Origin of the sequence: Cryobacterium fucosi (assembly GCF_004403515.1) — a bacterium.
GTDB classification, from domain to species: Bacteria; Actinomycetota; Actinomycetes; order Actinomycetales; family Microbacteriaceae; genus Cryobacterium; species Cryobacterium fucosi.
Map to the genome: position 1 here is coordinate 1 of NZ_SOHH01000065.1, position 24,654 is coordinate 24,654.

Sequence of the window (24,654 nt, forward strand, 5' to 3'; positions counted from 1 at the left end):
CCGGTACTAATAAGCCAACAATTTGATAACACACCAGTTTGAATAAGCTGCAAGCGTCCACTATGTGGTTCTCGATGTACGGTCGAGAACAACGCCCTCACCGGCTCAACAACGGGTGAGGGCTCTATAACTAAAAAATATAGGTTCGAAACACGCATCACGAAGTGTTTCGGCGGCTATAGCGAGAGGGAAACGCCCGGTCACATTCCGAACCCGGAAGCTAAGACTCTCAGCGCCGATGGTACTGCAGGGGGGACCCTGTGGGAGAGTAGGACACCGCCGGACTTAACGTAGCAACACCAGGAAAGCCACCCCACGGGGTGGCTTTCCTGCGTTAACGCCCGCAACGGCGGCCGAGGCCCCCGCGGTCGAGCCTGTCGGTGGTCGAGCCCGCCGGTGGTCGAGCCTGTCGGTGGTCGAGCCTGTCGGTGGTCGAGCCTGTCGAAACCCCCGCCCCCGGTGGTCGAGCCTGTCGAGACCCCCGACCCCGGTGGTCGAGCCTGTCGAGACCCCCGCCCCCGGTGGTCGAGCCTGTCGAGACCCCCGCCCCCGGTGGTCGAGCCTGTCGAGACCCCCGCTCGGACGCTGATTTCGACAGGCTCAATCACCGGACGGGCTCGACCAGCGGGCGGCTCAATCACCGGGCGGGGTCTCGACAGGCTCGACCACCGGGCGGGGTCTCGACAGGCTCGACCACCGGACCACCGGGCCACCGGGCCACCGGGCCACCGGCGCGAAGGGCTCTCGCGGACTACCGGTTCGGGAAACCGTGCGGGAGGTTGTCGAGCACGGGGTGGAGTCGCTCCAGGCGGGTGCGCTCCAGCATCAGCGCGGCGTACTCGCGGTCGCGGCGCACTGCCGCAACCCCCAGGAGGAAGACCTCCGCCGGTACCGCCGGGAGCGGCGATACGAAGGCAGAGGCCTCATCGGCAAGGCCGGCGGCCAGCCTCACCCGGGATACCGGTGTCAGCCGGGACGCGTGCCGCAGGAACTGCCCGATCCGCCGGGAAAGCTGGTCAGGGAGCCGCACGATGTCGACCGTCTGAGCCCACGCCTCGAGCTCGAGTGGAAGGCCTCGCAGCGGCGCGTTGTCTGTCGGGACCCGCTCATGCTGGCTGTAGGTTCCGGCGAGCAAGTCGCCCAGCCGCTTGGACCTGCCGTTGAGAAGGGCTGTCATCGCGGCGAGCCCGCCGAAGGTGAAATACAACTCCATCACGCCGACCAAGGCGCGGATGAACGCATGGCGCAGCTGGATCGCTCCGCCGTCGTCCCGCACGATCCGGGCGCCGATCGCCAGCTTGCCGAGGCTGCGGCCCCCGCTGAGCGTCTCCACCGTCATCGGCACGATCAGGATTGAGAAGACCAGCCCCGAGACGCCGAGCGCCCTCGCCAGTGCCTCATCAAGCGAATCGCCCATCAACCAGATGACCACGAAGGCCATCACGACGAACAAGAGGAGGTAGACGAGCCAATCGATGATCGTGCCCGCGGCCCGCAGGATCACGCTGGCCGGGCGCACGTCGAGTGCGACCGCTTCACCGGTGACGAGTTCGAACTCGTTCCGAGAATACTCGCCGTGACCGGCCACAATCCCGTGCTCCGCCATGTCTACTATTAGAGCAGATGGACCTCGACGCGTATTCAGCGGCGCACCGCGCCGAATGGGACCGGCTGGCCGAGCTCGGCTCGCAGCGGCGGCTGTCCGGCGCGCAGTCCGACGAACTGATCGAACGGTACCAGGCGGGAGCCACCGAGCTTTCCTTCATCAAGACCACGGCCGGGTCCACCCTTCCGGGCGACCGTCTGTCGGTGGCGTTGTCCCGTGCCCGTCTGCGGTTCACCGGTGCGAGCGCGAACGTGCTGTCCCAGTTGCCTCGATTCTTCGTGCTCCAGCTGCCGGCGGCCCTGTACCGCCTGCGCTGGCTCACCCTCGCGGTCGCGGTCGTCACGGCTGTCGTGGCCGGACTCTACGCGGTGTGGGCGACCGGGAACCCGCAGGTCCTCGCGAACTTCGGTTCGGACGCGCAGCTGCAGAAACTGGCGAACGAGGACTTCGTCAACTACTACTCGGAGAACCCGGCGGCATCCTTCGCCGGGCAGGTCTGGACCAACAACGCCTGGATCGCCGCGCAGTGCATCGCATTCGGGATCCTCGGGGTCTACGTGCCCTACATCGTGCTGCAGAACGCGCAGAACATCGGCGTTGCCGCGGGCGTCATGTTCGCCTACGGGAAGGGCGATGTGTTCCTTCTCTACATCGCCCCGCACGGCATGCTCGAACTGACCGCCATCTTCGTGGCCGCGGCAGGCGGGCTGCGGATCTTCTGGTCGTGGATCGCACCAGGGGGGCGCACCCGGGCACAGGCGCTGGCCGAGGACGCCCGCGCCCTGTCGACGGTCGCCATCGGGCTCGTGCTGGTGCTCTTCGTCTCCGGCGTCATCGAGGGGTTCGTCACCCCGGCTCCCTGGCCGTGGCCGGTGAAGATCGGCATCGGGGCCGTTGCGCTCCTCGGTTTCCTCGCCTACATGCTCGTTCTCGGCGGCCGCGCCGCGCGGGCAGGCGAGACGGGCGACCTGGCCGAGTTCGAGGCAGGAGCCACCCGCATCTATGCGGCCTGACCGTTCCCGCGTTCGGGTCGCGCGGTGATCGAGCGCGCGGTGATCGAGCTTGTCGAGATCGTGTGACCTGGTCTCGACAAGCTCGACCACCGGACGAGTGCGACCACCGGACGAGAAGCGCAGTCAGAGCAGCCCGGCGGCCTTGAGCGCGATGTACCGGTCGGCGAGGGCCGGCGGCAGGTCCGCTGGGGAGGCGGTGACGACATCCGCTCCCTGCAGACGGATGGCGGCGGACACCCGGGCGACGTCGAGCATGGCCCGTTCGGCGGCCGCCGCGCGGTAGATCTCTTCCCGGTTGCCGCGCTGCCAGCTGGCCAGCAGGGTGGTCGGATCGGTCACGGATGCCACCACCACGGTGTGCCGCCGGGTCAGCTGGGGCAGCATCGACAGCAGGGCCGTGGAGGCGCCGGCGGCGTCGATCGAGGTGACCAGCACGACCAGCGCCCGCTGGCTGGTCACGGCGCGAACCTGGCCGGGCACGGCCGACCAGTCCATCTCGATCAGTTCGGAGTCGATCACCGCCATGGCGTCGACCATCCGCGACAGGAGCTCCGCGCCCTGTGCCCCCTGCACCCTCCCACGCACCCTGCGGTCGTAGGCGATGAAGTCGACGTGGTCGCCCGCCCGGGATGCGAGGGCGGCGAGCAGGAGCGAGGCCTCGAACGCGGTGTCGAGTCGCGGTTCGTCGTCGATGCGGGCGGCGGAGGTGCGTCCGCTGTCGATCAGGATCACGACCCGCCGGTCGCGTTCGGGGCGCCAGGTGCGCACCATGACGTCATCCCGCCGGGCGGTGGCGCGCCAATCGATGGAGCGGACGTCATCGCCGCGCACGTATTCCCTCAGGGAATCGAACTCGGTGCCCTGCCCGCGCACCAGGAGGCTGGTTCGGCCGTCGAGCTCCTTGAGCCGCGTGATCCGGGATGGCAGGTGTTTGCGGGCGTTGAACGGGGGCAGCACCCTCAGGCGCCCCGGGCATTCGAGGGTGGCCTGCCTGGCCCACAATCCCAGCGGACCGTTCGACCGCACCGTCACCTGGTTCACTCGGCGCTCTCCGCGGCGGGACGGCGCCAGGCGCAGGGAGACGAGGCGCCGTTCTCCCGGCGGGATGAGAACCGGGGTGCGGTTGTTGCCGGCTCCGGCCGACGGCTGCCAGCCGTCCCGAACGATCGCCCGCAGGCGCCTCGACCCGGTGTTGGTCAGGTAGAGGTCACTCGTGACCGTTTCGCCCAGGCGCACCCTGGCCGGCAGGCTGCGCGTGAGCGAGAGGCTCCGCGGCGACCCGGCCAGCGTGAGGTCGAGCGTTCCCGCGCCGAGCACGAGCAGCAGCCACAGGCCGAGCACCGTGCCGGCCGTGCCCGGGGTGCGGCCGAACGCGATGATCGGCACGACGCCGAGGGCGACGAGCGCGACGAAACGACCGGTGACGCTCACGTTAGATCGGCACCTGGACCTGCGCCATGACCGCGCGCAGGATCGCATCCACGGCAACGCCCTCGAGTTCGGCTTCCGGGCGCAACTGGATCCGGTGCCGCCAGCACGGCAGCACCATCGCCTGGACGTGGTCGGGGGTGATCGAGTCATAGCCGCTCAGCCAGGCCCAGCCCTTGGCCGACGCGAGCAGGGCCGTGCTGCCCCGGGGGCTCACGCCCAGCTTCACCGAGGGGCTGCGCCTGGTCGCCCTGGCCAGGTCGACGATGTACGCGAGCACATCCGGGCTGGAACCGACGGATGCCACGGCCGCCTGCGCCGCGCGCAGTTCCTCCGCGCCGAGCACGGCGGTGACCCCGGCGCCGGCCAGGTCGCGCGGGTTGAAACCGTCGGCGTGCCGACGGAGCACCTCGTACTCCGCGTCCCGCTCCGGGATGTCGAGCACGAGCTTGAGCAGGAACCGGTCGAGCTGCGCCTCCGGCAGAGTGTAGGTCCCCTCGTACTCGATCGGGTTCATGGTGGCGGCGACGATGAACGGATCCGGCAGGGCCAGGGACACGCCGTCGACGCTGACCTGGCGTTCCTCCATCGCCTCGAGCAGTGAAGACTGCGTCTTCGGCGGAGTGCGGTTGATTTCGTCGGCCAGCAGGATGTTCGTGAAGACCGGTCCCTTGCGGAACTCGAACTCGCCGACCTTGGCGTCGTAGACGAGGGAGCCGGTCACGTCCCCCGGCATGAGGTCGGGTGTGAATTGCACCCGCTTGGTCTCCAGGCTGAGGGCGTGGCTGAGTGAACGCACCAGCAGCGTCTTCGCGACGCCCGGCACCCCCTCGAGCAGCACATGTCCCCGGGCCAGCAAGGCGATGATCAACCCCGTCACCGCGCCGTCCTGGCCGACGACTGCCTTGCCGACCTCGGTGCGCACCTGGACGAGTGAATCTCGGAGGGTGTCGGCGGCAGCGGTGTGGGTGCTCATGGGTCCATTCTTCCGGGTGGCGGTGAGGTGGTCGCGCGGGCCGTGGCCCGCTCGAGATCCTGGATCTGGTCTGAGAGGGCGACGAGATCGCGGTCGTTCGCCGGCACGGCGTCGACGAGCGTGGAGCGCACGGCGCCGGGGGGCCGGCCGGTGGCCGCTGCCACGGCGAGGACCACCTCGTCGAGGCCGGCCAGCCTCGAGAGGCCGGCCTTCTCGGCCAGGCGCTGGAGGGAACCGACCCGCAGGGCGTCGAGGGCGCGCAGCCGGGCGTTGCCGCGGGCGTACAGCCGGGCCCGGCCCTCCATGGTTTCACTGGCGCGCACGGTGACGGGCAGGTTCTCCGCGACGAGCGGTCCGAATCGGCGTCCGCGCCAGACCGCGGCTGCCAGGGCGACGAGCACGAGCAGGACGAGCGTCGGGGTGACCCAGCCCGGCGTCAGCTCGCCGAGCGACGGGGGCCCGGTGCGGGCGACGTCAGCGAACGTCGGCAGGTACCAGACCAGGTCGCCGCCTGCTCCCAGCAGGTTGAGGGCGAGCGCGGCGTTCCCGCCGCGGGTGACCGTGTCGTTGCTGAACACGGCGGTGTCGGCCACGAGGGTGACGGTGCGGTCCGCGTCGCCGCGTGCGACCATGGCGAAGGCGTTCTGCCCGGTCGGGAAGCATCCGGTCAGCCCGGCGGCGCCCACGGCGATCGTGAGGGTCTTTCCACCGGGGGAGAGACTGTCGGCCTGCACCGCCGCCGGGATGTCGCAGCCCGCACCCGGGGAGCCGGAGGCGGCCAGTCCGCCGAAGCCCACACCGGGGGCGAGCGCCTGCAGGGTGTCGAAGTCCGGATCCGCGACGACGGTGCGGGAGGCCAGCCCCGCCATCGTCGTGACCTGGTCGCGAGTCAGGTACCCCTCGGCGTCGAAGTAGAACAGCGTCGGGTCCGCCGATCCGGCCGCGGCGGCCGTGGCCTCCTTCAGCGTGTCGGCCAGGGTCACGGTGACCCCCCGGTCCCTCAGCACCTCGACCAGGGCCATGGCGCCGGACTGGGCGGCGTTGTCCGCGGCCAGGGGCGGCCCGGCGGACGCTCTGCCGCCGGCGACGGCGCTGGCGATGATCGCGACCAGCAGGGCGCCGACGCCGGCGGCAACCCAGAACCCGGACCGGCGGAACGCCACGCGCAGGGTCGGTGTCGCCGACACCGCGTCCAGCGCCGCCTGCGGGGTGGTCGCATCCGTTGCCTGGGCAGGGGCGGGCCCGGTCGTCGTCCCCGGCACCCGGGTCATCATGGCAGGACCGCCGGGGCAGGGTCTTCCCGTCGCACCGGGGTGGCCCGTCTGAGGTCGCTTTCAAGGGCGGCCACGGCGAGGAACCCGTCCTCGGTGCCCACCTGCCCCAGGTAGCGGAGGCCGTCGAACACGTCGGCGGCGGCGGCCAGGCGCACTCTGTCCCCGGGGAAGGCCTCGGCGGCCCGTTCGGCGAAGGCGTGGGCGGTGGTGCCCGGCGTCGTCATCAGGATGGTGCGTTCGAACAGGCCGCGGGCCAGGGCCCGGAACATTTCCTCCCCGGCCAGGTTCCAGTCCCGGTGCGAGGCGGCCGCCAGGGCGGCCGTGCGCAGGGCCGCGGCCGAGCGGCGGTCGTTGACTCCGAAGAGGTCGGCGGCCAGTGTGCTGCGCCGGTTCAGCCGCGGAACGCCGAAGAGGAGGAACAGCGCCGTGAGCACCGCGGCGACGATGACGGTCACGATCAACGGCACCCAGCCGGCCAGACCCTCGCCCGACGGCGCGACCAGGGAACCGAACCAGTCGAGGACCGCCTGGGACAACCGGTCGAACCAGGTCGGCCGGGCCGCCTGGTACGGCGCCTTCGCCAGTTCCTCGCGGAGCCAGCGGCGGGCTTCGGGCGCGTCGGGGTCGACCGGGATGCCGGTCAGCACCTTCGTTCCGAGCCCCCACCCGCCGATCATGCCCGTGGGGCCTCCGTGCGGGCGGCGCCCACCAGATACGGGTCCGTGGCGCCGCTGCCGGGCGCGGACTCGACGAACCGGGCCAGTTCGAGGTCGAGGCCCTCCTTGCGCATCCGCAGGTCGATGTAGATCAACGCGACGGTGGCGGACTGGACGACGGTCGCGACCGCTCCGAGCACGAGGCTGACGAACAGCACCAGCACATACAGGACGATCGAGGGAAGGTAGGCGTCGAAGCTGGCGTTGGGATCGACGAGCGATGTGGCAACCGAGAACAGGACCGACACGGGCGTGACCACGACCTGGCTGACGACGTTGATGATCACGGCGACGAGCATCTGCACCCCGAGGGTGCGCCAGAAATAGCCGGTGGTCAACGACCACGACCGCCGAACCGACCGGCGGATGCCCAGTCGCTCCAGCACGATCAGGCACGGCACGAGGGACAGCCTGGTGCCGAGCCACGCGGCGCCCGCGATGAACAGCAGGACGCCGAGGATGCCGAGGATGACTGCGAGGGCGACCCACGCCCCACCGAGAGTCACGAAGAGCACGACGGCCCCTGCGACGAGGCCGAGCGCGACGATGGCGACGGCGCTGAGCAGGAGCGTCCACAGCACCAGGGGCCACAGCCGGCGGCCGACCATCCGCCAGAGTTGTCCGAGTCGGAGCTTGTCGCCGAGGGTGGCCCGGGCGACCTCCAGGACGATGACGCCCTGCAGCAGGGCGCCGGCGACGAGTGAGAGGGCGATCGGGATCAGCGCGGACAGGGCGATGCCGACCCAGGATCCGGCCTGCACGGCGTCGCGCTCGGCGAGTGGTGCGCTGTCCACCCGGCTGAGGGCGAAATACGTCACCGAGCCGACGACGACGAGGGTCACCAGCGTGACCACGGCCTGGATGAGAAGGGCGCTGCCGAACGTGGCTTTCGGGTTGCGGCGGAGCACCTGGTACGGGGCCCACAGCAGGGTGCCGAAGCCGAGCGGGCGCAGGGGAATCAGCCCGGGGCGTGGCGGTGGAGCCCAGCCGGAAGGGGCACCCCAGCCGGGCTGCCGGTCCCCGCCGGGCCGCGCGGGCGGCGGCACCTGCTCGCCGTAGCGCGGCCGATTCTGCCCGTCATTCGTCGGGGACTGCCAGTTCTGCGGGTCCGTCACGAGACCAATGCTGGCACACCCCGGCACGTGAACAGGGAGGTTCGGACATCACACCGCACACTCGACTACTCTTGACCCAAGGATTGCACTACTCACCGGGGGGAATTCCAGGGTGACTGAGCTGAAAACGGACGTATGAACGCACTCATTCTGGTCGTCGATGACGACACCGCGCTGGCAGAAATGATCGGCATCGTCTTGCACGGCGAAGGGTTCGAACCATTCTTCTGCGCGGACGGAGCGCTGGCGTTGGAGGCGTTCCGCCAGGCCAAACCCGACCTCATCCTGCTCGACCTCATGCTGCCCGGCCTCGACGGCATTGAGGTGTGCAGCCTCATCCGTGCCGAGTCCGGGACGCCGATCATCATGCTGACGGCGAGAACGGACACCACCGACGTCGTCAAGGGCCTCGAATCCGGGGCGGACGACTACATGGTCAAACCGTTCAACCCGAAGGAGCTCGTCGCGCGGATCAGGACGCGCCTGCGCCCCGTCTCCAACGACGCCCCCGCCAGTCTGCAGATCGGCGACCTCGTCGTGGATGCCGCCGGCCACGAGGTGCGTCGCGGCGAGCGGCAGATCAACCTCACCCCGCTCGAGTTCGATCTCCTGCTCGCCCTCGCGTCGAAGCCGCAACAGGTTTTCACCAGGGAGATGTTGCTCGAACAGGTCTGGGGCTACCACTACAAGGCCGACACCCGGCTCGTCAATGTGCATGTGCAGCGCCTGCGCGCGAAGGTCGAGGACGATCCGGACAACCCGCGCATCGTCATGACCGTGCGCGGAGTCGGCTACCGGGCCGGCTCGGCCGGCTAGTTCCCGTGGCCGTCCGCACCGGATTCGCCCGCATCGACTGGCGGGATTGGCGGTCCTGGCCGGCCAGGATCACCCGGCTGTGGCGATCTTCGCTGCAATTCCGCACCGTGACGATCACCGTGGCGTTGTCCGGTTTCGCCATCGCCCTCGTCGGCGTCTATGTGTCGGTCAGCGTCGGCAACGACCTGTTCCAGTCCAGGCTGGGCCAGGTCGAACTGGACTCGAACCGGGCAACGGCGGCAGCCCAGGGCATCCTTGACGCCTCCGACGCCTCCGACCGGGTGCAGGTGCAGAGCCTGCTCGGCTCCGCCCGCAGCTCCATCTCGGCCGCGTCGTCGAGCCGGATCATCGCCGTCTTCCGGGTTCCGGGCCAGGACCCGTCGACGGCGGCGCCGCAGGACTTCTCGACCTTCGGGGAATCGACGTCGGTCATCTCGGACGAGCTCCGCGGCTCGGTGCAGGGTGAGCCGGGAAAGCAGTTCTGGCAGTCCGTGACACTGGCCACCGACGACGGGGGTGAGGTGCCCGGAATCGTCGTCGGTTCCCAGCTCACCGTCCCGGTCGCCGGACGCTACGAGTTGTACATCGGGTACAACCTCGGCGAAGCCGAGGCCACCCTGTTCTTCGTGCAGCGCACACTCCTGTTCGCCGGCCTCATCCTGATCCTGTTGATCGGAGCCGTGACCTGGATCGTGGTGCGGTTCGTGGTCACGCCGATCCGGGTCGCCGCGGAGACGAGCCAGCGGCTGGCGTCCGGCGACCTCGGCGTGCGCATCCCTGAGAAAGGCGCGGACGTCATCGCCACCCTGGCGAAATCGTTCAATGGGATGGCGGACAGCCTGCAGAGCCAGATCAAGGAGCTAGCGGACCTGTCCGAGGTGCAGCAGCGTTTCGTCTCGGACGTTTCACACGAGCTCCGCACCCCGCTCACCACCATCCGGCTGGCCGGGGACCTCCTGTACGACCAGCGCGCCACGTTCCCCCCGGCCACCGGGCGCACCGCCGAACTCCTGCACACCCAGGTCGAACGCTTCGAGCTGCTGCTCAGCGACCTCCTCGAGATCAGCAAATACGATGCCGGGTCCGTGGACCTGGAGACGGAGCCGACGAACCTGGTCCACCTGGCCGAGGATGCCATCGACGGGCTGCGTTCCCTCGCCGAGTCCAAGGGGACGCAACTGGACCTCGTGGCTCCCGGCGGGCACCTGGACGCGGAAGTCGACCCGCGTCGCATCCGCCGGATCATGCACAACCTGATCGGCAATGCCATCGAGCATGGGGAAGGCAAACCCATCGTCGTCTCGGTCGACAGCAACGCGACCGCCGTCGCCCTGTCGGTCAGGGACTACGGCCTGGGCATGAGCCAGACCGACATCGGCCACGTCTTCGACCGGTTCTGGCGGGCCGACCCCTCCCGCAAACGCACCATCGGCGGCACCGGCCTCGGCCTCTCGATCGCGCTCGAGGATGCCGCGGTGCACGGCGGCTGGCTGCAGGTCTGGTCGAGCCCCGGCAAGGGTTCCTGCTTCCGGCTGACCCTGCCGCGCACGGCACACGGCGCCCTGACCGCCTCGCCGAGCCCCCTGCCGCCGGACGACGCCGGGATCGACACGCGGGACACGGGCGCCGCCCGCATCGTCACGGGAGGACACCATGCGTAGACCGTTCGGCGCCCTGGCCGGGATGCTCGCGCTGGCGCTGTGCCTGACGGGGTGCTCCGGCATCCCGAGGGACGGCAGCGTCCGGGCAGGGCAGGCGGCACAACCCGGGGACACCCCCGCCCCGGTGTTCCTGCCGTCCCGGCCCCAGAAGGACGCCAGCCAGGAGGGCATCCTCCGCGGCTTCATCGACGCGGCGACCAGCCCCGAAAACGATTACGAGATCGCGCGGGAGTTCCTGGCCCCGAGTTACAGCGGCTCCTGGAGCCCGGAGTCCGGCGTGACCGTCGACGACGGCGGAGGCCGGAGCATCGTGGCCGCCGACGAGCGCACGATGGTGTTCTCGGTCAACCCGGTCGCCGAGGTCAACGAGATCGGCGAGTACCACGAGGTCGAATCCTCGGCGGCGGTGCCGCTGCGTTACCAGTTCGTGCAGGTCGGCGGCCAATGGCGGATCGCCGCGGCACCCAACGGCACGGTGATCGACCAGTCCACCTTCCGGGACGTGTTCAGCGCCCAGGCGCTCTACTTCTTCGACCCCGACTTCAACTTTCTGGTGCCCGACCTGCGCTGGTTCCCGCGTGGCGCGGCCACGCTGACCAAGATCGTCAACGGGATGCTCGCCGGCCCCAGCCCCTGGCTGGCAGGCTCGGTGGTGACCGCGTTCCCCGGCGGGACCAAGCTCACCGCTGACGCGGTGCAGGTCGTCGCCAGGGATGCCAAGGTCGACCTGAACAGCGAAGCCCTGAACGCCGACCGGGTCACGTTGCAACGGATGCGTGCCCAGCTGAGCAGCAGCCTCCCCGCCGGGTTGACCGTGACCATCACGATCAACCAGAACTCCCAGGACATCGGCGACCTGGGTGCGAACGCTCCGGCAGTGAACCCCCGGGTGGACGCCAGGGCGCTGGTGCTCCGCGACGGCGAGTTCGGCTTCCTCGCGGCGACGGGGAAGACGACAACGCCGATCCCCGGTCTCTCCGACCGCATCGTCGCCCTCTCTCCGAGCGCCGTCACGCTCTCGCCCGGCCAGACGGTCGCCGCCGCACTGACCGCCACAGGCGTCTACGGGGTGCGGGTGGGCGACGACCCGAAGCTGCTCGATCCCCGGCAGAGCCTGATCGCGCCCGCGGTCGACAACCACGGGTATGTCTGGTCGGTGCCGGCGCAGCGCCCGGGAGAACTCTTCGTCTACAGCCCGGCCGGGGACGCGACCGCGGTGCCGACGCCGTGGCCGGAAGCCTCGGCGATCCAGTCCCTCCGGGTCTCACGCGACGGCACCAGGTTGATCGCGCTGCTGCGGGCGGGGACGGAGACCCGGTTCGTCGTCGTGTCGATCAAGCGGGAAAAGAACCTGCCCGTCGCCCTCGGCGACGAGGTACAGTTGGCCTCCGAGGTCGGGGATCCTGTCGACGCCACCTGGATCGATGACCTCACGGTGGCCTACCTGACCGTGGTCCCCGGCGGTGCCGAGCGGATCGTCGCCCAGCAAATCGGGGGTGTCAGTTCGATCCTCGAGTCCGCGCCGGACAGCGTCGCCATCGTCGGCAGCAACAACCTGCGCGACCTCCGCGCCCTCTCCTCGACCGGCGCACTCCTGGTGCAACGTGGCGTCGGCTGGCAGCAGCGCGTCGACGCGGTCACGCTCCTGGCCACCCAACAGGGGATCGGCGGCTAGTCCCTCCCCGGCGCCGCCGCGCGTGTTCCTCCACCGGGTGCGTGAGCGGCGCCCGGTCGCAATCTCACGGCCGCAGGATGGGCGGATGAGGCGGTCGCGAGGCGTCGGGGAGGCACTGCTCGACGCGTGGGCGGTCGTCATGCCCACGGACTGCAGCGGGTGCGGCAGCCCCGACCGGGGGCTCTGCCCGGCCTGCCGGGCGGCGTTGCTGCCCGCCGTGCACTGCGCGGAACGTCGCGGTGTGCCGGTGTGGTCTGCGCTCGACTACGCGGGCGTGGCCCGGCAGGTGATCGGCGCGTACAAGGACGGCGGGCGCACGGATGCCGCGGGCGCCCTCTCCGCGTCCCTCCGCTGCGCCGTCGTCGCCGCGCTCGCCGCGGCGCCGGACGCCAGGGGGAGCGGAGGGCCCGGCATCCACCTGGTCACCGTGCCGTCGTCGCGACGGGCCTGGCGGCAGCGGGGCTTTCACCCGGTCGACCTGCTGCTCGGCCGGTGCGGGCTGGTGCCGACGCGGGTGCTGCGCGCGGTTCGCGAGACAACGGACCAGGTCGGCCTCGGCAGTGCGGAACGCGGAGCGAACCGGGAAGGCTCACTGGTCGCCGACCGGGCCCTGGACGGATTTCGCGCACTGGTGGTCGACGACATCGTCACCACCGGCGCGACGGTGCTCGAGGCCCGTCGCGCCGTGCTCGAGGCAGGAGGCGAGGTGGTCGGTGTGGCCACTCTGGCGGAAACACGGCGTCGTTTCCCCGCCACCGATCGTTCATCGGAAACTCGTTGACAAAAGCCATGACTTATCCGGTGGACGGCACTACGGTGGAGCTAAAGGCGCGTACTAATCGCCCAGATATATGGGCGGTTCGCCAGATCTGGAGGTCGTCATGGAAACAAACATCGTTGGACGAAACCTGGGGATCACTGATCGTTTCCGGGAGTATGCCACGGAGAAGGCCGAGAAGGTCGCCGGTCTCGCCGACAAGGCGCTCGCCCTGGAAATCAAGCTCAGCCGCCACCGTGAAAAGAACGGGGCGACGGGCAACGACCGCGTCGAACTGACGCTGATCGGCAAGGGGCCCGTCGTGCGGGCCGAGGCCGACGGCTCGGACAAGTACGCGGCGTTCGACGTGGCGCTCGGCCGGCTGCTCGAGCGCGTACGCCGGGCGAAGGACCGCCAGAAGCTGCACCGTGGCGGCGCCCACCGGCCGACCTCGCTGCACGACGCGGCCTCGGTGGACTTCAGCGTCGTCGACATCACCCCGGCCGACGCGGAGACCCTCGAGCGCGTGCGCACGGGAGCGATCCAGGTCGTGAACCCGGAGGCCACGGTCGAGGAGCCGGAGGAGACCTACTCCCCGGTCGTCATCCGCCGCAAGGTCTTCTCCGCGGCCCCGATGACCGTGGACGACGCGCTCTATTTCATGGAGCTGGTCGGCCACGACTTCTACCTGTTCCAGGACGCGGAGACCAGACGGCCGAGCGTCGTCTACCGGCGCAAGGGCTGGGACTACGGTGTGATCGAGCTGGACGAGAACAGTGACGAACTCCGGGAGGTCGTGCCGTCGGCCACGAAGCGCAGCAACTGACCAACTAGCATTGTTATAGTTGCCGCTGTGTCGGCGCGCTGCGCCGGAATACATGCGTCCGGCCGGACGACAGGCGTGAGTATGCGCCATGACGACTATATGGAGTGCATTCGTGGCCTCAATTCTGGAAAAGGTTCTTCGTGTCGGTGAAGGGCGCGTCCTGCGTCGTCTCGAGCACTACGCGAAGGCCATCAATGCGCTGGAAGAGGACTTCAGCCACCTCACCGATGAGGAACTGAAGAACGAGACCGTGTTGCTGCGCGAGCGCTACTCGGGCGGTGAGTCGTTGGACGACTTGTTGCCCGAGGCGTTCGCGGCGGTGCGCGAGGCATCCACCCGAACGCTTGGCCTGCGTCACTTCGACGTGCAGCTGATGGGCGGCGCTGCCCTGCACCTGGGCAATATCGCGGAGATGAAGACCGGTGAGGGCAAGACCCTCGTCGCGACCACCGCCGCGTACCTCAACGCGATCACCAGCCGCGGAGTTCACATCATCACCGTGAACGACTACCTGGCGAGCTACCAGAGCGAATTGATGGGCCGCGTGTTCCGCGCCCTGGGCATGACCACGGGGTGCATCCTGTCCGGCCAGACGCCCGAGCAGCGCCACGAGATGTACATGGCCGACATCACCTACGGCACGAACAACGAATTCGGCTTCGACTACCTGCGCGACAACATGGCCTGGCAGGCCTCCGACATGGTGCAGCGCGGGCACTACTACGCGATCGTCGACGAGGTCGACTCGATCCTGATCGACGAGGCCAGGACCCCGCTGATCATTTCCGGCCCGGCATCCGGCGAGGCCAACCGCTGGTTCACCGAATTCGCGAGCCTCTCCAAGCGGCTCATTCCCGACGTGGACTTCGAGGTCGACGAGAAGAAGCGCACCGTCGGCGTACTGGAGCCCGGCATCGAGAAGGTCGAGGACTACCTCGGCATCGACAACCTCTACGAGTCGGCGAACACCCCGCTGATCTCATTCCTGAACAACGCGATCAAGGCGAACGCCCTGTTCAAGAAGGACAAGGACTACGTCGTGATGAACGGCGAGGTGTTGATCGTCGACGAGCACACCGGGCGCATCCTGATGGGCCGTCGCTACAACGAGGGAATCCACCAGGCGATCGAGGCCAAGGAGGGTGTGGCGGTCAAGGCCGAGAACCAGACCCTCGCCACGGTCACCCTGCAGAACTACTTCCGACTCTACTCGAAGCTGTCCGGGATGACCGGAACGGCCGAGACCGAAGCCGCGGAGTTCATGAGCACCTACAGGCTCGGTGTGGTCTCCATCCCCACCAACAAGCCGATGCGGCGCCTGGACCAGTCCGACCTGGTCTACAAGAATGAAGAAGCGAAGTTCGGCCAGGTCGTCGAGGACATCGTCGTCCGGCACGAGAAGGGACAGCCGGTCCTGGTCGGAACGACCAGCGTCGAGAAGAGCGAGTACCTGTCGCGCCTGCTCGCCAAGAAGGGCGTGCGCCACGAGGTCCTGAACGCCAAGAACCACGCGCGTGAGGCGGCCATCGTCGCCCAGGCCGGCCGGCTCGGGTCCGTCACGGTCGCGACCAACATGGCCGGCCGTGGAACGGACGTGATGCTCGGCGGCAACGCGGAGTTCCTCGCCGTCGCCCAGATGAACGCCAAGGGACTGAGCCCGGTCGAAACCCCCGACGACTACGAGGACGCCTGGGACGACGTGTTCGCCGCCGTCAAGGCCGAGGTGTCCGAAGAAGCCGAGAAGGTCATCGCTGCCGGCGGACTCTACGTGCTCGGCACCGAACGGCACGAGTCGCGGCGGATCGACAATCAGCTCCGAGGCCGCAGCGGCCGGCAGGGCGACCCGGGGGAGAGCAGGTTCTACCTGTCGCTCACCGACGACCTGATGCGTCTCTTCAACGCCGGCGCCGCCGAGAGCCTGATGGGCCGACAGGGTGTGCCGGACGACATGGCCATCGAATCCAAGGTTGTCAGTCGCGCCATCCGCAGCGCCCAGGCGCAGGTCGAGGGCCGCAACGCGGAAATCCGCAAGAACGTGCTCAAGTACGACGACGTGCTCAACCGGCAGCGCGAAGCGATCTACGGCGACCGCCGCCACATCCTCGAGGGCGACGACCTGCACGAACGCACCCAGCGGTTCCTCGAGGATGTCATCGACGAGGTTCTGGACGTGCACACCGGTGAGGGAAACGGTGACGACTGGGACTTCGATGCCCTGTGGACGGAACTGAAGACGCTCTACCCCGTCGGCCTCACCATCGACGAGGTCGTTGCCGAGGCCGGGAACAAGGGCAAGATCAACCGCGACTTCATGCGCCGCGAGATCATCTCGGATGCCAAACTCGCCTACCAGCGCAGGGAGGAATCCCTCGGCTCCCCGGCCATGCGCGAGCTCGAGCGCCGGGTCGTGCTCTCGGTGATCGACCGCCGTTGGCGCGAGCACCTCTACGAGATGGACTACCTGAAGGACGGCATCGGCCTGCGCGCCATGGCACAGCGCGATCCGCTCGTCGAATACCAGCGCGAGGGCTTCGCGATGTTCCAGCAGATGATGGGACAAATCCGTGAGGAGACCGTCGGCTTCCTGTTCAACCTGGAGGTCGAGGTGAGCCAGGCGCCCGGCGCCGTGGCCGGCCCTGTGGTGGCAGCGAAGGGTCTCTCCCCCACGGCGGGCGATGAGAAGCTGAGCTACACCGCTCCGAGCGACTCCGGCGGGGTCGAAGTGCGCAACCAGCGCGGCCAGATCCAGCAGGCCGCGACGGACCGGGCGCGCAGGGCCGCGGCAGTGGCCGAGACGCCGGAGGGCGGACCACCCGCGGCCGAAACGCCTTCCACCCAGCGTGGGGCGTTCGGCCAGCGCGACACGAGTGGTCCGGCGCCTGTCAACCGTGCCGAGCGGCGCGCGCAGGGCAAGAAGTAGCCCACCGTCTGAAACCTCACAGCACCCCGATCAGTCGGAACACGCTGATCAGCCACCGATGTGATCAGCCACCGATGTGATCTGCCACCGACGTGATCACTCACAGGACGTTGATCGCGCTTGCCCGCCAGCGGTGGTCGAAGCCCTCCAGGCGGAGCGCGACGGCGCGCACCCGAACGCGGCTGTGCACGATGACCACGGCCTCGATCACGCCGTCGCGCGGTTCGGTGATGGTCACCCGGCCGATGCTGACGGCAGGGCGCTGGGCCTGCTGGCCCTTGACGGCGCGGGCACGGGAGGACAACACCACCCGTTTGAGCAGGTGCCGGTAGACGTCGTCGCTGACCCAGCGCGCGAGCTGGTCGAGTTCCCGCGCACCGGCCAGCACCTCGATCACGCACCGGGTCAGGTTCACCAGCAGCGGCTCGGGATCGGGGAGTTGTTCCCTCGGGCTCGGCTGGTGGCCGAAGAAGTCCTCGTCGAGGAATCGTTCGGCGCGGGGATGCGGTGCCGGGTCGGCAGCAGGATCGGTCATGACTCCTCCGAGGCGCGTGTGCCCGCTGCCCTGGCGCAGTCCGCCTGGGCATCCGGGTGGTTCTGGCTTTCGGATGGTGCTTGAGTGGTGCTGGTGCTGGTGCTGGTGCTGGTGCTGGAGCTGGAGCTGGAGTTCGAGTTCGGGTGGATCGGATTTCGGGTGGATCACCTGACACCCCCCGAGCGGGGGTGGAGTCCCTGGCGGACACTCAACCATTCCAGCGCTGCGGTGTCTAGCGCTTATATCCCCTGTGGATAACCGGCGGTCTGTGTCGGCGGCTCAGGCTAGCTTCGGGGTGTGCGCTGGGACAACCTGTTCGACGACCTCGAGGGACAGCTCGAACACGAGCTGAACGCCGAGGAGATCGACCTGCGCGCCGAGGAGGAACGGCTGCGCCTGGGCCGGCTCTCCCTGCGGGATCGGCTGACCAGCCTCGCCGGTGCTCACACAAGCGGTGCTCACACAAGCGGTGCTCACACAAGCGGTGCTCACACAAGCGGTGCTCAGACACGCGATGCTCAGACACGCGATGCTCACACAAGCCGTGCTCAGACAAGCGGCGTTCCGGGACGCGGTGTCCGGGGTGGCGGCACAGGGGGAAGTGGCACAGGGGGGAGCGGCATCCTCCGGGTCGCCCTCGTTTCGGGCGAGACCATCACCCTGCGGCCGACGACCTTCGGCCGGGACTGGCTGGCAGCAGACCTTCTCGACGCCCCGACCCTGGGCGCACAGTGCGTGCTACCGCTCGCTGCAATCGCAGGGGTGATCGTGTCGGCGGCCGAGGTGCCCGCGTCGCTGGCGGCCGAACCCGACCGTTCGGCCCGGCTGGTGGATCGGATCGGGCTGTCGTTCGTGCTCCGCGATTTGTGCCGGCGCCGGTCGAGCCTCGAAGTGCACACGCGCACGGGGCTCCTCACCGGCACGATCGACCGGGTCGGGCGCGACCACATTGACCTGGCCGTGCACGCGGCGGGAACGTTGCGCCGCACCCAGGAGGTGCACCAGTACCGGATCGTGCCGCTGGCGGAGATCCAGCTGGTCCGGCTGTCCTAGCCGGGCCGGCGCGCCCGGAGCCCGGCCCCGTAGCGCTGTCAGTCCTCCGGCCGGATGATGCGACCGCCGGAAAGCTCGGGGATGTTACCGAAGTCCGACTGCTGCCACAGCGCCATCCGCCTGGCCTCCTCGTACTTGGCTTCGATGAAGGACTCGAGAACAATGCGCTCGACCCGCCACACTCCGGTGGTGCCGAGCCGGATCGCGGGGAGCTCACCGGTGCGCACCAGGTCGAACACCTCGGCCGCGGAGAGCGAGAGGACCTCGGCGGTGTCGGCGAGGGTGAGGAAACGGCCCACTGCGGGGGGAGGAACGGAATCGTTCATTCTCCGATTATCCGCCGTCGGCCCCGGCGGAGGGCAAGCGACGCCCGCCTGTGGATAACTCGCCCGCGCTCGGGCGGGGACGACGACGATGGATACCGACGAGACAGGCTCTCGAGAACGGAGGAACCGGTCGTGATCAAGCCGGCGAGCAAGTCCCGTCCGCGATTCTGGTTCGACCCGCGGTTCGCGATCGGCCTGGTGCTGGTCCTCGCCGCGGTCATCGGCGTCTACTTCGTCGTCGCGGGCAGCGACCGGACAACGGCGGTCTACGCCGCTCGGTCCGCGCTGACCGTCGGTGACCACATCGAGGCCGGCGACCTCGGCGTGTCGCACGTGCGCCTCGACGGCGCCGACGATCTGTACCTGACGCCCAGACGACTCCCGGCAGGGGGCCTGATCGTGACCCGCACCATCGCCGCAGGCGAACTCGTCCCCGCCGCGGCCGTCGGGCGGAATTCCGGGGCGGAGCTGACGAGCGTGGTCGTCGAACTGACCAGCACCCTGGCGGCGGCGATCGGACCGGGCTCGGTGGTCGACGTCTGGTCCGCGCGCCAGACCGACCATGCGAAATTCGCCCCGCCCGTGGTCCTCGTCGGCCAGGCCGGGGTCGTCCGAATCGTCGAGCCGACGGGCCTCGTGGCAGCGAACGGCCGCCGGTCGGTGGAGGTCCTCGTGCCCAAGTCCAGGGTCGCATCGGTGCTCGAGGCCATCGCGAACGGTGACGCCATCGCCGTCGTCCCGGTCAACGAGCCGCTCGGGGAATGACGGTGGCCACCCTGGCGCTGGCGTTGCCACGCCGCACCGAAGATCGTTTGCTGCCTGACATCGTCGAGCACGGCCATGCCATCGTGGCGCGCCCTGCAACCATCCCGGACATCCTCGTCGTGCTCGGCGAGGGTGCTCCCGACGTCGTCATCGCCGGGGCGGCCCGCGGCACCCTGAGCGCGGGGGTGATCGCGGCCTGCGACGCCAACGGCATCCGGTTGATCGCGCTCGCCGCGACGGATGCCGACCGTCGGCACGCGGTCGGACTCGGCCTGTTCGAGGTCCTCGACGCCTCAGCCGACTGGTCCGAGATCGAGGCGCTGATCGTGGGCGCAATCCTCATCCCGTCACGGATCGGGGACCAGCCGGCATCGGCGGGGGCTCACCGTGCCGGCTCCGGCACCGGTTCCCTGCGCACCGGATCAGTGCGCACCGGATCAGTGCGCACCGGATCAGTGATCGCCGTCTGGGGTCCCGCCGGATCCCCGGGCCGAACCACCCTGGCGATCAACATCGCGGCGGAGATCGCCGCTGCGGGGCACACCGTCGCGCTCGCCGACATCGACACCTACAGCGGTTCGGTCGCGCCCAGTCTCGGGATGCTCGATGAGGCGCCGGGGTTCGCGGCGGCGTGCCGGCTGGCCGGTTCGGACAGTCTCACCCGCTCGGAACTGGAGCGCATCGCGCAACGGTACGCCTCGCCCTCCGGCGCATTCTGGGTTCTCACCGGCATCGGCAGGCCGTCGCGCTGGCCGGAACTCTCGAGCGAGCGGGTCACCCGCACCATTGACGCGCTCCGGCACTGGGTGGACTACGTCGTGCTCGACACGGGCTTCAGCCTGGAAAGCGACGAGGAGATCTCGAGCGACCTGTTCGCGCCGCGGCGCAATGCCGCCACCCTGACCGGGCTGCGGGAGTGCGATCACGTCATCGCCTGCGGGCTGGCTGACCCGGTCGGGATGGCCCGGTTCCTGCGGGCCTGGGTCGACCTCGCCGACTTGATCACGACCGACCGGGTGAGCGTCGTGATGAATCGGGTTCGCTCCAGTGCGGTCGGCCTCGACCCAGGAGGGCAGGTGGTGCAGGCGCTGCGGCGGTTCGGCGGCATCGAATCGGCGGTCCTGGTGCCGCAGGACCAGCCGGGGGCGGATGCGGCGGTCCTCGCCGGGCGCACCCTGCGCGACGCCGCGCCGAAGTCGCCGGCGCGGGTGCGCATCCGCAGATTCGTGCGTGCGGAACTCCTGCCCGTGCCGGACCAGGCTCCCGCCCGTCGTCGCCCATGGGTCTGGTGGCGCAGGGCGGCGACCGCGGGCTAACGCGGCACGGGGGCACTCCCTCCTGATCGGTCCTCCGGTTCAGTCCTGCAGGGGGATCACGTCGATCCGGGACCCGGGACCGGTCACGACGAGCACCCGTTTACCGGTCACGCCATGGAGCGCGTCGACCAGCTGTTGGGCGGTGGGGCCGGCGGGATCGGTGCCCGCCGGCTCGGCGCCGACGGACCGCCGCCAGACCGTGACCGCGGCCCCGGTGGCGTCGGCCACGGCCCGGGTGAGCGGTTCCGGGTCCGCACCGGTGACGAGGGTCACGCGAGCGATGGTGCGTTCCCTGCCGGGCGCCGCGGTGATCGCGGACCGGTCGTGCCTCCAGACGGCGAAGTGATAGCCGGCGGCGAGGCCGGTCGCGACCAGAAGTCCGAGGGGCGCGCGCACCCGGTCGACCAGGCTCTGGCCGGTCGCGTCGCCGAGCGCGAACTCGAAGAGGCGATAGCCGATGACCAGGAGGGTGATGATCGCCACCACGGCGCTGAGGCCGAAGACCAGGACAAGGTAGACCCGCCGCCCGGTGGCGCCGACCTGGACCGCGTCGACGGGCCTCGTCGGCTTCCAGGCCGCCCACCAGACGGGGCCTCCCACGACGAGGGCGCTGATCCCGCCGAGCAGGAGCGAACGGGTGTCCGACCCGGCGAGCGTCACCGTGGTGGCGGCGAGGATCGAGTTCACGATCACGCCGAGTCCGGAAGCCGCCGCGACGAGACCGACACCGCTCGTCACGACACCGACGGCCAGCCGGGTCTGGTCCGACCTTGTCACCGCCAGGCCCCGGTGGTATCGCCAGACCAGGGCTCCGACCGCCGCCGCCGCCAGCGCCGCGCCCAGGGGATCCAGGATCTGGGCGACAGGGACGGAGCGGTCGAATGCCAGTTTCAGCAGGCTGAACAACGCCGTCCCGGCCCCGCCGAGGCTCAGGACCGTCGCCCCGGCCACCCCGGCGGCAACCAGGGCCACGTCGGCGAGGCCACCGCGCAGGGTGCGGGCGCGGTCCGCGAACCAATGCCACCACCAGACGGCCGCCCCTCCGGCGAACCAGATGAGCGCCTGGAGGGTCAGGCGCCACCACGGGTCGCCGACGACGACGCTCGGCGCGAAACCATCGATCGCCGCGTCGGCCAGGGAACCGATCGCCGTGACGAGCCCGCCCACCCCGACCACGAGACCGAACACCGAGCCGAGGATGGGCGCCACGGTGACGAGGCGGCTCGGTCTCTTCCGGTCGTGCCGGGACATCCACCGGTGCCAGGACCACACTCCGGCCCAGACGACGCCGGTCGCGAAGGTGCGGGGCTGCCAGTCGCTGCGGACCAGGGCGGCCGCGGTGGTGAGCAGCGTCGCGGATGCCGTCACGAGGGCGACCGTGGACATCCCGGCCAGATAGAGGCCCCAGGCCAGCGAGGACCGTTCGTCCTGCCCCATCCGTCGCCAGAGCAGCCACCAGAGCACCGTGGCGAACGGGCCGGCGATGAGGGTGAACGCGAGCGAACGGGCCAGGCCGGTGACATCGCTGGAGGCCAGAGCATTGCCCGCGTCGAGCAGTCGCCCGAGCAGCCCGCTCAACCCGATGGCGGCGATCACGACCAGGGCGAACAGGAGCGTGAACAGGATGATCCGGCGAACGGTGGGCAGGACCCTGGTCGGGCTGTCACTCGGACCGGCCGTCCTGTGGGCCGCAATCACGATGCCGGCTATCCCGCCGCCGATGATGAGGATCACAACCAGTAGCACCAGGCTGACCATCACGACGTCGCCTTCGGGTTCGGGCAGATCGTGAGTTGCCAGGGCGCACCGTCGATGCGCCACCGGCCGTCCACCTTGACCAGGTCGAAGACATCCTCGTTCTCGTATTCGCTCGTCCCGAACGGCCCGTTGTCGGTCGAGGTGACGATCGAAACCCTGACGTCGGCCGAGTTCTCGCGCAGGGTGGTCGACACCAGGGTGAGCCGGATGCCGTCCAGCGGGCCGGGGTCGATCGTGTCGCAATTGTCGAGCGTGGCCTCGGTGAGGTACCCGGCGGCAGTCTGCTCGTCGCCGGCGAGGACGGCCGCGGCGTAGAGCTGCACCACGCCCTCCGGCGTGTCGGGGTCCAGCGGTGCAGGCTCCCCGCGGGTGAACACGACGACGAGGGCCACGATGACGAGGGCGGCGATGACGCCGAGGATGACAATGAGGGGCCGATCGGGCTTTCCTGGTGTTGCTCTCATCTGCACAGCATGGCCCAATCGCCACTCCGGCACCATCGACCGGGCCCCGCCCGGCTGGATTGGTGAGTGCGGCAGGCAGCGGGGGACCTAGGCTGTTGACCGTGTCAACGCTCAGTGATCTCGTACTTGCCCAAGGCCGCAGCAGTGCCGAAGATGTGGACTGGCTCCACATGCTCGTCGCGGATGCCCAGCTCCTCGCGGACCTGGCCTTCGCCGACATCGTCGTGTGGGTGCCCAGCACCGCCGGCAGTTTCGTCGCGGTCGCGCACGCCCGTCCGTCGAGCGCCGCCACACTGTTCTACCGCGACTTCGTGGGCCAGGGGATCAAGGGTGAATGGCGCCAGCAGGTCACCGAAGCCTTCGACACGGCGAAGATCGTCGACACGACGGCCCCCGACTGGTACGAGGAAACCCCCACCCGGGTGCGGGCCATTCCCGTGATGCGGCGACTCAGCTCCACCGGCTCGAAGATCGCGGCCGCGCCGGTGGCGGTGCTCACCCGGCACACCAACCTGAGTGAGGCGCGCACGCCCAGCCGACAGGAGCTCACCTTCAACGACTGCGCCAACGATCTGTTCGCCATGATCGCGTCGGGCGACTTCCCCGACCTGGGCGCCCCCACGGGGCCGCGGCGCGGCGCCCCGCGCGCCTCGGACGGCCTGATCCGGCTCGACGTGGACGGCGTGACCACGTTCGCGAGCCCCAACGCGCTGTCGGCGTTCAACCGGATGGGATTCATCGACGAGCTCGAGGGCGAATCGCTCGCCGAGGTGACCACGAGCCTGCTCACCGGAACGATGGTCGTCGACGAGTCGCTGCCGCTGGTCGTGACCGGCCGGGCGCCGTGGCGCACCGACGTCGAGGCGCGCGGCGTGACGGTGTCGCTGCGGGCCGTCCCCATCCGCAACCGGGGTGAACGGATCGGCGCGATCGTGCTCTGCCGGGACGTCACCGAGCTCCGGCACCAGGAGCGCGAGCTGATCACGAAGGATGCGACCATCCGGGAGATCCACCACCGGGTGAAGAACAACCTCCAGACCGTGGCGTCGCTGTTGCGGATCCAGGCCAGACGCACGCACTCGGATACCGCGCGGGAAGCACTCAACCAGGCCATGCGCCGGGTCGCGGCCATCGCCGTCGTGCACGACACGCTGTCGGAAGGACTCAACCAGCAGGTCGACTTCGACGTCGTCTTCGACCGGGTGCTGCTGCTGATCGCGGAGGTCGCATCCGCCCACAACACCACGGCGCATCCGAAGTCGTCCGGAAGCTTCGGGATCCTCCCCAGCGCCTTCGCCACCCCGCTCGCGCTCGCGCTGACCGAACTCGTGACCAATGCGGTCGAACACGGCCTGGCCGGGCGCGAGGGCGAGGTTTCAATCGAGGCCGAGCGCAACGAGGAGACGCTCACCGTGCGGGTGCGGGACAACGGCTCCGGCCTGCCGGAGGGCAAGGTCGGGTCGGGCCTCGGCACCCAGATCGTTCGAACCCTGATTCAGGGCGAACTGAGCGGCAGCATAGACTGGCACACCATGATGGGCAGCGGCACCGAGGTCACGATCGAGATCCCCCTGCGCTATATGCGAGAGTCCTGACACGACGCTGCGCGTCGTGTCAGAACTCTCGAAAGGCGGCAGCCCGACGGCTGGTGCCT

General features: G+C 69.5%; 23 protein-coding genes and 1 rRNA gene. 13 read left to right on the forward strand and 11 right to left on the reverse strand.

What is annotated here, in order from left to right:
* The first annotated feature begins 168 nt into the window (after nt 1-168).
* Nucleotides 169-285, forward strand: a 5S ribosomal RNA gene (rrf, locus tag E3T48_RS08925).
* Between the two features lie 466 nt (nt 286-751).
* Here the strand turns inward: rrf and E3T48_RS08930 are convergent.
* Nucleotides 752-1,606 carry an RDD family protein gene (locus E3T48_RS08930; protein WP_134523718.1) on the reverse strand — a complete coding sequence of 285 codons (855 nt, stop codon included), beginning with the start codon at nt 1,604-1,606 and terminating at the stop codon, nt 752-754.
* Between the two features lie 17 nt (nt 1,607-1,623).
* Here E3T48_RS08930 and E3T48_RS08935 point away from each other — a divergent pair, with 17 nt between their 5' ends.
* The gene (locus tag E3T48_RS08935; RefSeq protein ID WP_134523719.1) at nt 1,624-2,619 is read left to right on the forward strand and encodes a stage II sporulation protein M; all 996 of its coding nucleotides are present in this window, start codon (nt 1,624-1,626) and stop codon (nt 2,617-2,619) included.
* Between the two features lie 123 nt (nt 2,620-2,742).
* On the opposite strand, the gene E3T48_RS08940 is transcribed toward E3T48_RS08935, so the two are convergent.
* From E3T48_RS08940 to E3T48_RS08960, 5 genes are read right to left on the reverse strand one after another with little or no spacing between them, the layout of a single operon-like run.
* On the reverse strand, nt 2,743-4,050 hold the full coding sequence (locus E3T48_RS08940; RefSeq protein WP_134523720.1) for a DUF58 domain-containing protein: 1,308 nt from the start codon (nt 4,048-4,050) through the stop codon (nt 2,743-2,745).
* 1 nt (nt 4,051) lies between these two features.
* Nucleotides 4,052-5,023, reverse strand: coding sequence for an AAA family ATPase (locus E3T48_RS08945; RefSeq protein WP_134523721.1), 972 nt, complete (start codon nt 5,021-5,023; stop codon nt 4,052-4,054).
* Nucleotides 5,020-6,285, reverse strand: a complete 1,266-nt coding sequence (locus E3T48_RS08950; protein WP_134523722.1) for a DUF4350 domain-containing protein — start codon at nt 6,283-6,285, stop codon at nt 5,020-5,022. The genes E3T48_RS08945 and E3T48_RS08950 overlap by 4 nt, the downstream gene beginning before the upstream one ends.
* 8 nt (nt 6,286-6,293) lie before the next feature.
* Nucleotides 6,294-6,974, reverse strand: coding sequence for a DUF4129 domain-containing protein (locus E3T48_RS08955; protein WP_134523723.1), 681 nt, complete (start codon nt 6,972-6,974; stop codon nt 6,294-6,296).
* Complete coding sequence (locus E3T48_RS08960; protein ID WP_134523724.1) at nt 6,971-8,128, reverse strand: glycerophosphoryl diester phosphodiesterase membrane domain-containing protein; 1,158 nt, start codon at nt 8,126-8,128, stop codon at nt 6,971-6,973. The genes E3T48_RS08955 and E3T48_RS08960 overlap by 4 nt, the downstream gene beginning before the upstream one ends.
* 135 nt (nt 8,129-8,263) lie before the next feature.
* Here E3T48_RS08960 and mtrA point away from each other — a divergent pair, with 135 nt between their 5' ends.
* The 6 genes from mtrA to secA all read left to right on the forward strand — a co-directional run bounded on the left by mtrA (nt 8,264) and on the right by secA (nt 16,783).
* On the forward strand, nt 8,264-8,944 hold the full coding sequence (gene mtrA / locus E3T48_RS08965; RefSeq protein ID WP_134523725.1) for an MtrAB system response regulator MtrA: 681 nt from the start codon (nt 8,264-8,266) through the stop codon (nt 8,942-8,944).
* Between the two features lie 5 nt (nt 8,945-8,949).
* The gene (mtrB, locus tag E3T48_RS08970; RefSeq protein WP_241986745.1) at nt 8,950-10,605 is read left to right on the forward strand and encodes an MtrAB system histidine kinase MtrB; all 1,656 of its coding nucleotides are present in this window, start codon (nt 8,950-8,952) and stop codon (nt 10,603-10,605) included.
* Complete coding sequence (locus E3T48_RS08975; protein ID WP_134523726.1) at nt 10,598-12,280, forward strand: LpqB family beta-propeller domain-containing protein; 1,683 nt, start codon at nt 10,598-10,600, stop codon at nt 12,278-12,280. Before mtrB ends, E3T48_RS08975 begins: the two co-directional genes overlap by 8 nt.
* Before the next feature lie 85 nt (nt 12,281-12,365).
* Nucleotides 12,366-13,061 (forward strand): ComF family protein, encoded by a 696-nt coding sequence (locus E3T48_RS08980; protein ID WP_134523727.1) that lies wholly within the window; start codon nt 12,366-12,368, stop codon nt 13,059-13,061.
* A gap of 100 nt (nt 13,062-13,161) precedes the next feature.
* On the forward strand, nt 13,162-13,863 hold the full coding sequence (gene hpf / locus E3T48_RS08985; protein WP_134523728.1) for a ribosome hibernation-promoting factor, HPF/YfiA family: 702 nt from the start codon (nt 13,162-13,164) through the stop codon (nt 13,861-13,863).
* A gap of 112 nt (nt 13,864-13,975) precedes the next feature.
* The gene (gene secA, locus E3T48_RS08990) at nt 13,976-16,783 is read left to right on the forward strand and encodes a preprotein translocase subunit SecA (RefSeq protein ID WP_134523729.1); all 2,808 of its coding nucleotides are present in this window, start codon (nt 13,976-13,978) and stop codon (nt 16,781-16,783) included.
* A gap of 100 nt (nt 16,784-16,883) precedes the next feature.
* Here secA and E3T48_RS08995 read toward each other — a convergent pair whose 3' ends face one another.
* The gene (locus tag E3T48_RS08995; RefSeq protein ID WP_134523730.1) at nt 16,884-17,318 is read right to left on the reverse strand and encodes an Rv3235 family protein; all 435 of its coding nucleotides are present in this window, start codon (nt 17,316-17,318) and stop codon (nt 16,884-16,886) included.
* 279 nt (nt 17,319-17,597) lie between these two features.
* Nucleotides 17,598-17,765 carry a hypothetical protein gene (locus tag E3T48_RS16715; RefSeq protein WP_166789679.1) on the reverse strand — a complete coding sequence of 56 codons (168 nt, stop codon included), beginning with the start codon at nt 17,763-17,765 and terminating at the stop codon, nt 17,598-17,600.
* Between the two features lie 37 nt (nt 17,766-17,802).
* Here E3T48_RS16715 and E3T48_RS17600 point away from each other — a divergent pair, with 37 nt between their 5' ends.
* Together E3T48_RS17600 and E3T48_RS16720 are read left to right on the forward strand one after the other, a co-directional pair.
* The gene (locus E3T48_RS17600) at nt 17,803-18,084 is read left to right on the forward strand and encodes a hypothetical protein (RefSeq protein ID WP_420898364.1); all 282 of its coding nucleotides are present in this window, start codon (nt 17,803-17,805) and stop codon (nt 18,082-18,084) included.
* On the forward strand, nt 18,081-18,371 hold the full coding sequence (locus E3T48_RS16720; protein ID WP_166789680.1) for a hypothetical protein: 291 nt from the start codon (nt 18,081-18,083) through the stop codon (nt 18,369-18,371). The genes E3T48_RS17600 and E3T48_RS16720 overlap by 4 nt, the downstream gene beginning before the upstream one ends.
* Nucleotides 18,372-18,409: 38 nt before the next feature.
* Here E3T48_RS16720 and E3T48_RS09005 read toward each other — a convergent pair whose 3' ends face one another.
* Nucleotides 18,410-18,697, reverse strand: a complete 288-nt coding sequence (locus E3T48_RS09005) for a helix-turn-helix domain-containing protein (protein ID WP_134523731.1) — start codon at nt 18,695-18,697, stop codon at nt 18,410-18,412.
* Between the two features lie 132 nt (nt 18,698-18,829).
* Here E3T48_RS09005 and E3T48_RS09010 point away from each other — a divergent pair, with 132 nt between their 5' ends.
* The gene (locus tag E3T48_RS09010) at nt 18,830-19,462 is read left to right on the forward strand and encodes a hypothetical protein (protein WP_134523732.1); all 633 of its coding nucleotides are present in this window, start codon (nt 18,830-18,832) and stop codon (nt 19,460-19,462) included.
* The gene (locus E3T48_RS09015; protein ID WP_241986746.1) at nt 19,459-20,778 is read left to right on the forward strand and encodes a CpaE/TadZ family protein; all 1,320 of its coding nucleotides are present in this window, start codon (nt 19,459-19,461) and stop codon (nt 20,776-20,778) included. The genes E3T48_RS09010 and E3T48_RS09015 overlap by 4 nt, the downstream gene beginning before the upstream one ends.
* Nucleotides 20,779-20,817: 39 nt before the next feature.
* Here the strand turns inward: E3T48_RS09015 and E3T48_RS09020 are convergent, their stop codons facing one another.
* Complete coding sequence (locus E3T48_RS09020) at nt 20,818-22,536, reverse strand: DUF5671 domain-containing protein (RefSeq protein WP_241986748.1); 1,719 nt, start codon at nt 22,534-22,536, stop codon at nt 20,818-20,820.
* Nucleotides 22,536-23,000, reverse strand: coding sequence for an LpqB family beta-propeller domain-containing protein (locus E3T48_RS09025; RefSeq protein ID WP_134523733.1), 465 nt, complete (start codon nt 22,998-23,000; stop codon nt 22,536-22,538). The genes E3T48_RS09020 and E3T48_RS09025 overlap by 1 nt, the downstream gene beginning before the upstream one ends.
* A gap of 101 nt (nt 23,001-23,101) precedes the next feature.
* Between E3T48_RS09025 and E3T48_RS09030 the strand changes: the two genes are divergently transcribed.
* Nucleotides 23,102-24,595 (forward strand): sensor histidine kinase, encoded by a 1,494-nt coding sequence (locus E3T48_RS09030; RefSeq protein ID WP_134523734.1) that lies wholly within the window; start codon nt 23,102-23,104, stop codon nt 24,593-24,595.
* Nucleotides 24,596-24,654 lie beyond the last annotated feature (59 nt).